Source organism: Variovorax sp. YR566 (assembly GCF_051992195.1).
Classification (GTDB): Bacteria; Pseudomonadota; Gammaproteobacteria; order Burkholderiales; family Burkholderiaceae_C; genus Variovorax.
Genome location: NZ_CP197092.1, coordinates 2,203,160 through 2,216,527, shown reverse-complemented (window position 1 = coordinate 2,216,527; position 13,368 = coordinate 2,203,160). Strand labels below are relative to the sequence as shown.

General features: G+C 66.6%; 17 protein-coding genes. 4 read left to right on the top strand and 13 right to left on the bottom strand.

Translation table 11 applies throughout. The annotated features are described in order from the left end of the window. The first annotated feature begins 18 nt into the window (after positions 1-18). Positions 19-369, top strand: a complete 351-nt coding sequence (locus ACTG4X_RS10250) for a 4a-hydroxytetrahydrobiopterin dehydratase (RefSeq protein ID WP_093049703.1) — start codon at positions 19-21, stop codon at positions 367-369. Positions 370-381: 12 nt separating this feature from the next. Further along, positions 382-1,335 (top strand): ribosome small subunit-dependent GTPase A, encoded by a 954-nt coding sequence (rsgA, locus tag ACTG4X_RS10245; protein WP_093172079.1) that lies wholly within the window; start codon positions 382-384, stop codon positions 1,333-1,335. A 13-nt stretch (positions 1,336-1,348) separates the two neighbouring features. Here the strand turns inward: rsgA and ACTG4X_RS10240 are convergent, their stop codons facing one another. The 8 genes from ACTG4X_RS10240 to rpsP all read right to left on the bottom strand — a co-directional run bounded on the left by ACTG4X_RS10240 (position 1,349) and on the right by rpsP (position 7,527). Then, positions 1,349-2,374, bottom strand: coding sequence for a hypothetical protein (locus tag ACTG4X_RS10240; RefSeq protein ID WP_440533726.1), 1,026 nt, complete (start codon positions 2,372-2,374; stop codon positions 1,349-1,351). A 14-nt stretch (positions 2,375-2,388) separates the two neighbouring features. Beyond that, positions 2,389-3,480 carry a histidinol-phosphate transaminase gene (hisC, locus tag ACTG4X_RS10235; protein WP_426391855.1) on the bottom strand — a complete coding sequence of 364 codons (1,092 nt, stop codon included), beginning with the start codon at positions 3,478-3,480 and terminating at the stop codon, positions 2,389-2,391. 19 nt (positions 3,481-3,499) lie between these two features. After that, on the bottom strand, positions 3,500-4,501 hold the full coding sequence (locus ACTG4X_RS10230; protein ID WP_093075510.1) for a CobD/CbiB family protein: 1,002 nt from the start codon (positions 4,499-4,501) through the stop codon (positions 3,500-3,502). A gap of 62 nt (positions 4,502-4,563) precedes the next feature. Then, positions 4,564-5,307, bottom strand: a complete 744-nt coding sequence (locus ACTG4X_RS10225) for a CoA pyrophosphatase (protein WP_440533725.1) — start codon at positions 5,305-5,307, stop codon at positions 4,564-4,566. A gap of 129 nt (positions 5,308-5,436) precedes the next feature. Then, entirely contained in the window at positions 5,437-5,820 is a 384-nt protein-coding gene (gene rplS / locus ACTG4X_RS10220; RefSeq protein ID WP_093172085.1) for a 50S ribosomal protein L19, read from the bottom strand. Positions 5,821-5,930: 110 nt separating this feature from the next. Further along, a complete protein-coding gene (gene trmD / locus ACTG4X_RS10215; protein WP_354338558.1) occupies positions 5,931-6,677 on the bottom strand; it encodes a tRNA (guanosine(37)-N1)-methyltransferase TrmD in 747 nt (248 codons plus the stop codon). Between the two features lie 16 nt (positions 6,678-6,693). Further along, complete coding sequence (gene rimM, locus ACTG4X_RS10210) at positions 6,694-7,248, bottom strand: ribosome maturation factor RimM (RefSeq protein WP_093049679.1); 555 nt, start codon at positions 7,246-7,248, stop codon at positions 6,694-6,696. Between the two features lie 15 nt (positions 7,249-7,263). Beyond that, a complete protein-coding gene (gene rpsP / locus ACTG4X_RS10205; protein ID WP_093049676.1) occupies positions 7,264-7,527 on the bottom strand; it encodes a 30S ribosomal protein S16 in 264 nt (87 codons plus the stop codon). 179 nt (positions 7,528-7,706) lie between these two features. Between rpsP and ACTG4X_RS10200 the strand changes: the two genes are divergently transcribed. Further along, complete coding sequence (locus ACTG4X_RS10200; RefSeq protein ID WP_093049672.1) at positions 7,707-8,231, top strand: GNAT family N-acetyltransferase; 525 nt, start codon at positions 7,707-7,709, stop codon at positions 8,229-8,231. After that, on the top strand, positions 8,228-8,674 hold the full coding sequence (locus ACTG4X_RS10195) for a TM2 domain-containing protein (RefSeq protein WP_093049669.1): 447 nt from the start codon (positions 8,228-8,230) through the stop codon (positions 8,672-8,674). The genes ACTG4X_RS10200 and ACTG4X_RS10195 overlap by 4 nt, the downstream gene beginning before the upstream one ends. 3 nt (positions 8,675-8,677) lie before the next feature. Here ACTG4X_RS10195 and ACTG4X_RS10190 read toward each other — a convergent pair whose 3' ends face one another. The 5 genes from ACTG4X_RS10190 to pcnB all read right to left on the bottom strand — a co-directional run bounded on the left by ACTG4X_RS10190 (position 8,678) and on the right by pcnB (position 13,368). Beyond that, positions 8,678-9,688 (bottom strand): inorganic phosphate transporter, encoded by a 1,011-nt coding sequence (locus ACTG4X_RS10190; protein WP_093075515.1) that lies wholly within the window; start codon positions 9,686-9,688, stop codon positions 8,678-8,680. A gap of 13 nt (positions 9,689-9,701) precedes the next feature. Further along, positions 9,702-10,346, bottom strand: a complete 645-nt coding sequence (locus ACTG4X_RS10185) for a DUF47 domain-containing protein (RefSeq protein ID WP_012746613.1) — start codon at positions 10,344-10,346, stop codon at positions 9,702-9,704. 125 nt (positions 10,347-10,471) lie between these two features. Beyond that, positions 10,472-11,044, bottom strand: a complete 573-nt coding sequence (locus ACTG4X_RS10180) for a trimeric intracellular cation channel family protein (protein WP_440533724.1) — start codon at positions 11,042-11,044, stop codon at positions 10,472-10,474. A 54-nt stretch (positions 11,045-11,098) separates the two neighbouring features. Further along, positions 11,099-11,737, bottom strand: a complete 639-nt coding sequence (folK, locus tag ACTG4X_RS10175; protein WP_093049659.1) for a 2-amino-4-hydroxy-6-hydroxymethyldihydropteridine diphosphokinase — start codon at positions 11,735-11,737, stop codon at positions 11,099-11,101. Then, the gene (pcnB, locus tag ACTG4X_RS10170; RefSeq protein ID WP_440533723.1) at positions 11,734-13,368 is read right to left on the bottom strand and encodes a polynucleotide adenylyltransferase PcnB; all 1,635 of its coding nucleotides are present in this window, start codon (positions 13,366-13,368) and stop codon (positions 11,734-11,736) included. Before pcnB ends, folK begins: the two co-directional genes overlap by 4 nt.

Genomic DNA, 13,368 nt, shown 5'->3' with positions numbered 1-13,368 from the left:
ATTTCGAAGAAGCCCATCATGAGCAGCATGTTCAAGCCCAAGGACTGGAAGAACCTCCCTCCCCGCAAGGCGCTGAGCGCCACCGAGATCGTGGCCGGCCTGGCGCGCCTCGACGGCTGGATGCTCACCGGCGACGGCGCCAACGTCGCCATCGAAAAAACCTTCAGCTTCGCCAACTACTTCGAGACCATCGCCTTCGTGAACGCGCTGGCTTTCGTGGCGCACACGCAAGACCACCACCCCGACCTGGCGGTGCACTACAACCGCTGCGTAGTGCGCTTCAACACGCACGACGTGGGCGGCCTGTCGGTCACCGACTTCGACTGCGCCCGCCAGGCCGACGCGCTGGTCGCGCCCCCCGCCGCATGACGGAACGAGCCCTTGGCTAAGCCCGGCCGCGCCGCGCCCGCAGCCGCTGCTGCGAAGGCACTCCACGACGGCCTCGTCGTTGCCAGCCACGGGCGTCATTGCCTCGTCGAAACGCCCACGGGCGAGCGGCTTATCTGCCACCCGCGCGGCAAGAAGAGCCAGGCCGTGGTCGGCGACCGCGTGCACTGGCAGGCCAGTGAGGACGAAGGCACCATCGAGCAGGTGCTGCCGCGGCGCAACCTGTTCTATCGGCAGGACGAGATTCGCACCAAGTCGTTCGCTGCCAACCTCGACCACGTGCTGATCCTGATCGCGGCCGAGCCGGAGTTTTCCGAACATCAACTGGCTCGCGCGCTGATCGCGGCGGAGGCCGAGCGCATTACGCCGATCATCGCGCTCAACAAAAGCGACCTTGTCGAGCCCTTCGAGCGCGCATGGACCAAGCTGGCACCCTACCGCCGCATGCACCACGGCGTGCTGCCCCTATCGCTGAAGGCGTCAGGCGAGGCGGACTACGCCTCGCTGATGAAGCTTCTGGCCGGCAAATCCACGCTGGTGCTCGGTCCGTCCGGATCGGGCAAGAGCACGCTGACCAATCTGCTGGTGCCGGGCGCGACCGTGCTGACCCAGGAGATTTCGCAGGCGCTTAATTCGGGCAAGCACACCACCACGAGCACCACCTGGTACTGGATCGATGAAGCCCGCACCACCGGCCTGATCGACTCGCCGGGCTTCCAGGAGTTCGGCCTGAACCACATCGCGCCAATGCAGCTCGCCGGGCTCATGCCGGACATCGCCGAGCATGCGAACGACTGCAAGTTCTACAACTGCACGCATCTGCACGAGCCGGGCTGCGGCGTGATTGCGAACGTGGAAACAGCAAGCAGCGGACCAGGCGCCATCAGCGCGAGCCGCTACAAGATTTATGGCGAGCTGTTCGCCGAGTTGAGCCAGAAGCGGTACTGACCGAAAGGCAGCTTCAGCCGAGCCAGATGCGGTAGGACTTCCAGGTCGGGTCGAAGACGAGATCGAGCGTCACCGGCAGGTCCATGTCGTCCTGCAGCGATTGCGCATGCGAAATCGCTGCCTCAGGGTCGGACACCTGGAAGTGGACGGTGCGAACGCCCTCCTCCAGTACCACGTGCGTGCAGCAGCCTGCTTCGTGCGTCTGCAGCCGCGCCGTCAGCCGGTCTTCGTAGACGCGTGCCTCTTCCAACTCCTCACCCGATTCGACCGGCACTGCCGTCGACAGGCGATGGCACAGGTCGGCGCGCCCCACCAAGGCAGTGGCCGCGTCATTGCGCATGACGATCACCTCGATCTCGCGGTCGTCCTCGGCCGTGCGCGTCGCGTTCATGCCCGACCAGGCGTGTTCACCCTGGGGAAACACACCGGTGTGGCCGAGTTCGTCGCGCCAGCAGGCGTCGAACACGGACACGAAATCGTCGAGCGGCACGCCATCGAAATCCGCGTGCGCGTCGGCCTCGACGTAGTCGACCGCCCCGACCTTCACCGCGAAGTCGTACTCGCCCAGGATATGGTCGAGCATGATGAGGCTCATGTGGCGCGCATGGTCCTGCATGTCCATCGGGATGGGCTTGGCGAAGCCGATCTCCAGCGCCACCCGCCCCCGGTAGAGCTCGTGCTTCACAAGGACTTCGGAGCTTGCCAATTCGAAGTCGTTCATGCGCATGCCGAAGCCATCGCTCGAACGGTGACGAAAGGCTTCCACCTCGACCTGCGGCAGCTTGGGGCTGCTTTGCACCAGCGCCATCAGATCCTCGAAGTCGTCTACCGAACCGTGCGCCGTCAGCACCAGCTTGAACTCGGGCGGCTCGCCAGCCACTTCGGCCGCCAGCCGCGGAAAGAAGGGTTCGAGCAGTTCGTTCAACCCTTCCATCAATTCGCGAGCGGGCAAGGCGCGCAGGCTCTCGAGCCGGGCGCTCACTGCTTGCCAGAAGCCTGAGCAGGCCGCTGTGCGCGGATCGGTGTCGTGGGTCAGCATCGCCAGGGGTTCCTTCAGGGGTTTGGAGTGAGGATGTCCTGCAGGCGCTGGACCAGCGTGCTGCATTGCTCGCGCGTGCCGATGCTGATGCGCAGGTACTGCGCGATGCGCGGCTGTTTGAAATGCCGCACCAGCACCGCACGCTCGCGCAGCAGGGCCGCCAGTTCGGCAGCGTCGCGCTGCGGATGGCGTGCGAAGACGAAATTGGCCTGCGACGGCAGCACCTCGAAGCCCAGGTCTTCGAGCTGCAGGCCGAGGCCCTCCCGGGTGTCGACGATCTTGTCGCGGGTGCTGCGAAACCAGTCTTCGTCTTCGAGCGCGGCGACGGCGCCGGCCGAGGCCAGCCGGTCGAGCGGGTACGAGTTGAAGCTGTCCTTGACGCGCACCAGCGCGTCGATGAGGTGCGCCTGGCCGCAGGCAAAGCCGACCCGCAGGCCAGCCAGCGAACGCGACTTGGAGAGGGTCTGCACCACGAGCAGGTTCGGGTGCTTGTCGATCAGCGGCAACGCACTCTCGCCACCGAAATCGACGTATGCCTCGTCGACCAGCACCACGCGATCGGGGCAGGCTTCGAGCAGTTGCTCGATGCGCGACAGCGGCAGGCCGATGCCGGTCGGCGCGTTCGGATTCGCGATGACGATGCCTGCGCAACCTTGGCGGGCACGCGCTGCAAGGGCGTCGACATCGATGCGCAGGCCCTCGTCCACCGGCTGCTGCTCGCAGACGATGCCGTACAACTGCGCGTAGACCTTGTAGAAGCTGTAGCTCACGTCGGGCATCAGCAGCGGCTCGGCCTGCTGGAAGAACGCGAAGAAGGCGTGCGCGAGCACTTCGTCCGAGCCGTTGCCCGCGAACACTTCGTCGACCCGCAGGCCATGCCGCCGCGCTACGGCTTCACGCAGCGCGAGCGAGGTGGGGTCGGGATAGCGCTCCAGGCCGTTCTCGGCCGCACGCCGGATGGCCTCGATGGCGACTGGCGACGGCGGATACGGGTTCTCGTTGGTGTTGAGCTTGACAAGGTTCGCGATGCGCGGCTGCTCGCCGGGCACGTAGGGTTCGAGCGCGCCGATGCGCGGGCTCCAGAAGGCCGGCACTGGATGTGTCATGGTTCGTTCGCCGCTTCGCTCAACCGAGCAGGCGAGCCAGGGTGAGCAAGGCCAGCAGCACCATCCACATCACGACCGAGCGCCAGACCAGGCCCACGACACTTCGCAGGTGGCCGGGCTCGGGCTCGCGCCCCGGCGTGCTGCCGGTGTCGGTGCGACGGCCGTCGGCCAGCGATTCGCCGGCCTGGGCGCGCGGCAGCGGGTCGGTGACCGGAATCGGGCGCAGCGAACCGCCGCCCAGGCGCACGTTGACCGCACCCGACGTGGCCGCGAGGATCACACCGTCGTTCTCATTGGGAAAACGCTGTGCGTCATTGCGCCAGCAATCGATCGCTTCCTCGAAGCTGCCGACCACCGCGAAACCCAGCGCCGTGATGCGCGCGGGCAGCCAGTCGATCATGTGCCAGGCGCGATCCGCGGCCTGTTGCACAGAAACACTCGACGGCTGCACGGCAGCGCCGTTCTTGTGCGCCCAGTAGCGCGAGACGAACTCGCTCATGCGATAGAACACTGCGCCCGCAGGCCCAAGACCGATGGCCGCAATGATCGAGAACCACGCGAGCACGCCGAACACATGGCGATGCGCTGCGATCACCGAATGCTCGATCACGTGGCGCACGATCTCGCTGCGCGGCAGGTTGGCCGCATCCACGCCCTGCCAATGCGCGAGCAGCGAGCGCGCGAGCGGCTCGTCGCCTTCGTCGAGCGCATCGCGGATGTCGGTGAAGTGGTGGCTGAACTGCCGGAAGCCCAGCGTGACGTAGAGCACCGCAATGCTCCAGAGCACTGCGAACGGCAGGCCGAGCGTGAGCACCAGCAGCCAGTGCACACCCAGCGCGCCGAGCGTGGGCACGAACACCGCGAGGCCCCAGGCGATCCATCCGTGATGCGGCTTGCCCGCGTCGAAGTTGCGGCTGGTCCAGCGTGTCCACGCCAGCACCGCGCCGTACACGGGGTTGTGCGGGCCCAGGGGCCGCACCTGCTCGATCAGCAGCGCGCACAGGATGGCAAAAAAGCTCATCCTTCGATGATAGCGAGAGCGCCTGAAGGTTCAGGCCATCTTCATTCGAGCTACGGATTCAGTCAGGCCGCGAGGAAACGATAGAGATTGCGCAGCATGCCCGCGGTCGCGCCCCACACGAAGCGCTCGTCGGGCCCGTCCTGGTAGGGCATCGAGTACCACTGGCGCCGGGTGCCATCGGGTGCGGGCACGGTGTGGTGACGGTGATTGGCCGGGTCCATCAGCCATGCGAGCGGCACCTCGAAGGCTTGCGCGACCTCATAAGGATTGATGGTGAGTTCGAAGTCAGGTTGCACCAGCGCAACCACCGGCGTCACGATGAATGAGGTCACCGTCGTGTAGGTCGGCAGGTTGCCCAGAACCTCGATGTATTGCGCCGAGAGGCCGACCTCCTCCCAGGCCTCGCGCAAAGCGGCAGCCGCGATGTTGGCGTCCTCCGGGTCGACGCGGCCACCGGGAAACGCAACCTGCCCCGAATGCGTCGACAGATTCGAGGTCCGCTCGGTCAGCAGCACGGTCGCGCCCTGGGGGCGTTGCACGATCGGCACCAGCACCGCAGCCTGCGCGGGGACACGGTCGGTCATCCGCGGATCACGCCGCAGCTCCGGCGTCCAGGCAGGCGGTGTCGCGAAGCGGGCTCGCAACGCCTGTGCCGTCAGCTGCACGGCCGACACCGCCGGCAATCCCTCGACTCCTCCGGCCACAAACGGCACTTTGCGCGGGTCGAACTGCAGCAGCGTGGGCGGCGCCACGGCGTTGACGGGTTCGACGGATACGGCCTGCGGAGGAATGGATGAGTTGGTCAAGAGATGAAACGTACCTGAGGCGGAGGAAAGAAAGAAGTAGAGCGGAAAAAAGGAAGGTTGTCGCTGAGCGGGGGCAACAATGCAAAAAGCCGCCAGAGCGGCGGCTTTTTTGCACGACAGGCGAGCTGCTTACTTGGCAGCCGCTGCAGCCGTCGACTTGCTCGGCAGCTTTTCCTTGATGCGTGCCGAACGGCCGCTGCGGTCGCGCAGGTAGTACAGCTTGGCGCGGCGCACATCGCCACGGCGCTTGACTTCGATACCGGCGATCAGCGGGCTGTAGGTCTGGAACGTACGCTCCACGCCTTCGCCGCTGGAGATCTTGCGCACGGTGAAGCCGCTGTTGAGGCCACGGTTGCGCTTGGCGATCACAACGCCTTCGTAGGCCTGCACGCGCTTGCGGGTGCCTTCGACGACGTTCACGCTGACGATGACCGTGTCACCGGGCATGAAATCGGGGATGGTCTTGCCGAGACGGGAGATTTCTTCCTGCTCGAGGGTCTGGATGAGGTTCATGATTTCCTGAAAGTCGATCGTGTCGGGCTACACAAAAGGCGCCTTTGGCTTTCACGGGATGACCGGGAAAAGACCGGGCGCGGCCGGGCAGAGGATCGGGGAACCGGGGATTATAGCTTTTTTTTCAGCGCGGCCTCATCGGCTTTGCCAAGACGACCCGCCGCGCGGGCGGCGTCGATCAGGTCGGGGCGCCGTGCGGCCGTGATGGCCAACCGCTGATCGCGTCGCCAGCGCTCGATCTGGGCGTGGTGCCCCGAGAGCAGCGGCGCCGGCACGCCCTGCCCGCTCCATTGCTCGGGCCGCGTGTAATGCGGGCAGTCGAGCAGGCCGTCGAGTGCGGGGTTGAAGCTGTCCTGCACGTGGCTGGCCTCGTCGCCGAGCACGCCCGGCTGCAGCCTGGCCACAGCGTCGAGTAGCGCCATGGCTGCAATCTCGCCGCCGGAGAGAACAAAATCGCCGAGGCTGATCTGGTGGGTGACGCGCGCGTCGATGAAGCGCTGATCAATGCCTTCGTAGCGGCCGCAGATCAGCACCGCGCCTTCGCTGGCCGACCACTTCTCGACCGCCTCATGGCGCAGCGCCTCCCCGATCGGAGAAAACAACACGACGGGCGCCTCTGCGCCGCGTGCAGCCAGCGCCGCATCAAGGCAGGCCGCCAACGGCTCCGCCATCATCACCATGCCTGGACCGCCGCCAAAGGGGCGATCGTCCACGCGCTTGTAATTGCCCTGCGCAAAATCGCGCGGATTCCAGAAGACGACTTCGACCTGCTTCGACTCGTAGGCACGGCGCGTCACGCCGCTGGCCATGAAAGGAGCGAACAGTTCAGGAAAAAGCGTGAGGACGTCGAAGCGCATGCGCGCAAGGTCCAGATCAGAAATCGGGTTGCCAGTCGACCGTGATGAGACGGCCGGGCAGGTCGACCTTGTCGACGAAGACCGAGACGAAGGGCACCATGCGCTCGATGGCCTTGCCGTCTTCTTCGGCGGTGAGCACCAGCGTGGTCTGCGGGCCGGTTGCGAGCAGCTCGCGCACGGTGCCGAGCACCACGCCTTCGCGGTTGACCACCGACAGGCCGATCAGGTCGACCCAGTAGTACTCGTCGTCGCCGGCCGTAGGAAAGCTCGAGCGCGGCACGAACACGCGCGCGCCACGCAGCGCCTCGGCCGCATTGCGGTCGGGCACGTCCTCGGATGTGGCGACGATGCAGTCGGAATGTTCTTTGGCCTCGCGGATCGCGAGCCGGAAAGCGGTGCTTGCCGAGGCTCCGGGAGCCTGCAGGAACCAGCGCTTGGAAGAAAAAAGCGCCTCGGGCTGGGCGCTGTGGGGCAGGACCTTGAACCAGCCCTTGATGCCCCAGGCATCGGCGATGCGCCCTACTTCAATCGCATCCGCCGGCAATTCGGCGGTTTCGAGTGCGGGCAGCATCGCCGTGCGGACGGCTTAGGCCGCCGCCTTGGGAGCTGCCGAGGCAGCTTGACGGATCAGGCGCAGAACGGTGGGCGAAGCTTGTGCGCCGACGCTCTTCCAGTAGGCCAGGCGGTCCTGGGCGATACGGATGCTTTCTTCGTTTTCCTTGGCGGTCGGGTTGTAGAAACCCAGGCGCTCGATGAAACGGCCATCGCGGCGAACGCGCTTGTCCGACACGACGATGTTGAAGAACGGACGGCCTTTGGAGCCGCCGCGGGAGAGTCGAATGACGACCATGATTTATCCTTGGGTGGTCAGCAGGCCTTATGGATGAAGAAGAGGCCCGCTCACAATGTTCTTCCAGCGTCGAGACACGCGACATGGCCACCCGGCCAGCGACACGCTGAAAAGCCCGCGATTATAGCCCGACCCGCGTTTTCTCCGAATTCCGGCCTTGCGCCATCCGTTTCCACCGCATGCCCCTCACCATCCGCCCCAGCCGCGACGAAGACGTCGAGGCCATCGCCGCCATCTACGCCCACCACGTGCTGCACGGCACCGGCACCTTCGAAACAGAGCCTCCTTCCCCCGCCGACATGGCCGCCCGCCGGGCCGACGTACTGGGCAAGAACCTGCCGTATCTGGTTGCCGAAGAAAATGGCGAAGTGTTGGGTTTTGCCTACTGCAACTGGTTCAAGCCGCGCCCGGCCTACCGTTTTTCGGCCGAAGACTCGATCTACATGTCGGAGTCAGCACGCGGCAAGGGTCTGGGCGCCAAGCTGCTGGCAGCGCTGTCGCAGGCTGCCGAGGCGGCCGGTGTGCGCAAGCTGATCGCGGTGATCGGCGATTCGGCCAACGCCGGCTCCGTCGGCGTGCACCGCAGCCAGGGCTTCACGCACGTGGGCGTGCTGAAAGACTGCGGCTGGAAGTTCGGCGAATGGCGCGATGTCGTATTGATGGAAAAAGTGCTCGGCGAAGGCAGCACCACCAAACCCGAATGAAAAACAAGACTGTTGCCGCCTGGCTCTCCTTCCTCGGCGGCCCGCTCGGCCTGCACCGCTTCTACCTGCGCGGCATGGGCGACTTGCTCGGCTGGCTGCTGCCCATTCCCACGGCGCTGGGCATCTACGGCATCGAGCGCGTGCGCATGTACGGCGTGGACGACGGCGTTAGCTGGGCGCTGATCCCGCTGCTGGGCTTCACCATCGCAGGCTGCGCGTTGATGGCCATCATCTATGGCCTCATGACGCCCGAGAAGTGGAATGCCCGCTTCAACGCCAGCGCGCCGGCCGACGCGGAACCCGGCCGCACGAACTGGTTCACCATCGGTGCCGTCGTGCTCTCGCTCTTCTTCGGCAGCACGATCCTGATGGCCAGCATCGTGTTCAGCTTCCAGCGCTACTTCGAGCACCAGGTCGAAGAGGGCCGGAAGATCTCGCAGTAGCCGTCAGAACAGCTGGATGCTGATCCAGTAGGCAATCGCCGCCACGAACGCCGAGGCCGGGATCGTGAAGATCCACGCCCATACGATGTTCCCCGCCACGCCCCATCGCACCGCGCTCGCGCGCTGCGTCGAGCCGACACCGACGATGGCGCCCGTGATGGTGTGTGTGGTCGACACCGGAATGCCCAGCGCCGTCGCCAGGAACAGCGTTAGCGCCCCGCCCGTCTCGGCGCAGAAGCCGCCCACGGGCTTGAGCTTGGTGATCTTCTGGCCCATCGTCTTCACGATGCGCCAGCCGCCGAACATCGTGCCCAGCGCGATCGCGGCGTAGCAGCTCACGATGGTCCAGGTCGGCGGGCTCGCGTCGCCGGCATTGGCATAGCCGGTGGCGATCAGCAGCATCCAGATGATGCCGATGGTCTTCTGCGCATCGTTGCCGCCATGGCCCAGGCTGTAGGCGCCGGCCGAAACCAACTGCAGTCGCCGGAACCAGCGATCCACGCGCGACGGCGTGGCGCGCCGGAAGCCCCAGGCCACCACGACCATCATCATCGAACCGAGCAGGAAGCCCAGCAGCGGCGACACGAAGATGAAGGCCACCGTCTTCCAGATGCCCGAGGCCACCAGGCCACTGGTACCGGTCTTGGAGATCACCGCGCCCACGATGCCGCCGATCAGCGCGTGCGACGAGCTGCTCGGAATGCCGTAGTACCAGGTCACGAGGTTCCAGCTGATGGCGCCGACGAGCGCACCGAACACCACGTGCACGTCGACCACCCCCGGCTGGGCGATGCCCTTGCCCACGGTGGCGGCCACGCTCAAATGGAAGATGAAGATCGCGATCAGGTTGAAGAAGGCCGCAAACACGACGGCCTGCCCCGGCTTGAGAACCCCGGTGGACACCACCGTCGCAATCGAATTGGCGGCGTCGTGGAACCCGTTCATGAAGTCGAACAGGATCGCCAGCGCGACCAGCACTATCACCACCCAGAGGGCGACCTGAACCGTTGCCATCAGCGCTGCCCGCTCAGGAATTCTCGAGGACGATGCCCTCGATCACGTTGGCCACGTCCTCGCACTTGTCGGTGATCGTCTCGAGCAGCTCGTAGATCGCCTTCAGCTTGATCACCTCGCGCACGTCGGGCTCCTCGCGGAACAGCTTGCTCATGGCGCTGCGCATCACGCGGTCGGCGTCCGATTCGAGGCGGTCGATTTCCTCGCAGGTCTTCAGCGTGGCCTCGGCCACGGCCGGGTCGGCGATCTTGCCGAGGAACTTGACGGCATCCTTCAGGCGGTCGCAGCACTTCACGCTCAGTGCCGTGAGGCGAACGATCTCGTCGGTCATGTGGCGCACGTCGTACAGCGCCATGGTCTCGGCCGAGTCCTGGATCAGGTCGGCCACGTCGTCCATCGTGTTGATGAGCTTGTGGATCTGCTCGCGGTCGATGGGCGTGATGAAGGTCTTGTGGATCAGCCGGTTGACGTCGTGCGTCACGCGGTCGGCGGCGCGCTCGGCGTTGTCGACGTCGCGGTTGTACTGCTCGCGCAGGTGCACGTCGCTGTAGTTGGCAACGAGCTGCTCGAAGGCCCTTGCCGCCTCCACGATGCGCTCGGCGTGCTGGTTGAACATCTCGAAGAAATTGCCCTCGCGGGGCAGCAGCTTGCCGAACATGAAAACTCCAGGGGAGCGCCAATCACAGTTTCATGACGCCTTGATGAAAAACCGGCGAAGTTTAACGGGCGCGCGACCCCTGCCCGGCCCGGCCGGCTTTTCGGGGCCGCCGGAACCCCCTCAATTCAGGCTGGCAAGCGCAGCACCGGCAGGTGCCAACCGCCGTAGATTCCGCCCAGGCGGAGCGCCACGATCAGCAGCACGCCGGCGTGAAAGGCCCAGCGCCGCGGCGTTCCAGCCGCCTGCAGCAGAAGGTAGGCCGCGATGCCCGCGATGGCGGCCGAGCCGTAGATGCCGCTGCTCAGCAGCAGCGGAACGCGGGCGGTGAACACATCGCGCAGCAGCCCGCCGGCCGCACCGGTCATGGTGCCGACCAGCAGCACGATGACGGCCGGCAGGCGCCGCTCCTCGGCCACCTGCGCACCGGTGATGGCGAACAGGCCGAGCCCCAGGGCGTCGGCAACGGCCAGCGCATGCTCCGGCACTGGCAACAGGTGCACCCAGACGATGGTGAGCGCCGCAGCCGCGAGGATCACGTAGACATACCGGGTGTCGCGGATCCAGAACACCGGATGGCGGTCGAGCAGCAGGTCGAGCAGCAGGTCGCGCAGCGTGCCGCCGCCCACCGCGGTGACCGAAGCGATCACCACCACGCCCAGCCAGTCGAGGCCCGCATGGCCGGCCCCCCAGCGCCCCACTGACCGCGAAGACCGCCACGCCGGCGAGATCGAGGACGTAGAGCAGCACGGCCTTCAGACGATGCGCTTGACCACCTGGCCCGTAACGCGTGCCAGCGCCGCGCGCGGCACCTTGTCGGGCGCGATTTCGGCGAGCGGCTTCAGCACGAAGGCGCGCTCGCGCATGCGGGGGTGCGGCAAGGTCAGCGTGGGCGTGTCGATCACCGAGTTGCCGTGCATCAGCAAATCGAGATCGAGCGTGCGCGGCGCGTTGGGAAACGGCCTTTCGCGGCCAGCCAGCGCCTCCAGGCGCTGCAACGCCACGAGCAGTTGCTCGGCATCCAGGCCGGTGCGCACCGCCACCACGGCGTTGATGAAATCGGGGCCTTCGGCATCCACCGGCTCACTGCGATAGAGCGACGAACGGGCCGTCACCACGGTTCGCTGAAGTGCGCCGATGTCCGCCATGGCGGCCTTCACGGCTGCCTCGGCATCACCCAGGTTGGCGCCGATAGCGATGAAGGCCTGTGCCGTGGGGTAATCCTCCCGCGGACCGCGTGGGCTGCGCGACGGTGCACGGGTGGGCGCGCGGCGCGCGGGCGGTCCGCTCTTGGCGCCTGCAGACGGTGGCTTGGCACCACCGCCCGCACGCGGCGGTGCAGCCTTGGCCTTGGGGCCTGGCTTGCCGTCCTTCGGCCGGTTGGGCGTGCTCATGCGCCTCCGGCGCTCCCGCCGCCCCCACCACCAGCACCGCCACCACCTCCGGTGCGGGGCTTGCGGCGACGCCGGCGCTTGCGCGGTACCGCCTCGCCATCGGGCGGCACGGCGCCGGCTTCTACTTCAACCTCTTCGACTTCGTCGTCCTGCTCCGAATCGGGGGCCTGGCTCTTGCGCGCAGCCGGTTCACCGCCGCGCGGCTTCGGCGCCGGGGTTTCGCGCACCCGCACGCGCTGGCGCACCTTCTGCTCCTCGCGCACCTGCTCCAGCAGGTCCTGGCGGCGCACGTCGTCGGCGGTGCTGAATTCCTGCCACCACTCGGCAATCGCCTCGCTCACCTCGCCCACGTCGGCGCGCAGGCGCATGAAGTCGAAGGCGGCGCGGAAACGCGCCTGCTCGACCAGGCTGTAGGGCGTGGATCCGGTGCGCTTGTCGAAGCGCGGCTGCATCATCCAGATCTCGCGCATGTCGGCGGCCAGCTTGCCGCGGCCCGAGACATCGCCGATGCGGGCGTTGAACACGTCGTCGATCGCGTCCTGCAGCGCCGGGAACGGCGGCTGCGGGCGCTGGCCGTGGCGGCCTTCCTGGCGCTGGGCCCAGCCGTCGCGCACGTCGGCCCACAGCACGCATGCCAGCAGGAAGCTGGGCGCCACGGGCTTGCCTTCGCCCACGCGGCGGTCGGTGTCCTGCAGGGCGGCCTTCACGAAGGGCTGGTCGGCGCGCTCCACCACCACGTCGAGCAACGGATAAATGCCACGGGCAAGGCCGAGCTTGTTCAGCTGCTCGACGGTCGCAATCGCGTGGCCGGTCTGCAGCAGCTTGAGCATTTCGTCGAACAGGCGGCTTTGCGGCACGTCAGCCAGCAGCTTGCTCGACTCGATCAGCGGGGCCACTGTCTTGGCTTCCATCTTGAAGCCCAGGGCCGCGAGCTTGGCCGAGAAGCGGATGGCGCGAATGATGCGCACCGGGTCTTCGCGGTAGCGCGTGGCCGGGTCGCCGATCATGCGCAGCGTGAGCTTCTGCGCGTCCTTGATGCCGTTGTGATAGTCGACCACGACCTGGTTGGCCGGGTCGTAGTACATGGCGTTGACGGTGAAGTCGCGGCGCGCCGCGTCTTCTTCCTGCGGGCCCCAGACGTTGTCGCGCAGCACGCGGCCGCTGGCGTCCACGGCGTGCTTCATGCTGGCAAGCTCGCCCTTGCTGGTGCGCTCGTTGCCCGCCACCTGCTCGGCCGCGGCGTTGTCCATGTAGGCGCGGAAGGTCGAGACCTCGATCACCTCGTGCTCGCGGCCGCGGCCGTACACCACGTGCACGATGCGAAAGCGCCGCCCGATGATGAAGGCGCGGCGAAACAGCGACTTGACCTGCTCGGGCGTGGCGTTGGTGGCCACGTCGAAGTCCTTGGGGCGCAGCCCCAGCAGCAGGTCGCGCACCGCGCCACCCACCACGTACGCCTCGTAGCCGGCCTGCTGCAGCGTGGTGACCACGTTCTTCGCGCGTTCGTCGACCAGGGCCGGATCGATCTTGTGAACCTCTGCCGGCACCTCCTGGCGCTTGCCGAAGCGGCTCTTGCCCTGCGTGCCGCCGGCGGTCTTGCCGAGCAGCTTGTCGATGAATTTCTTGATCAT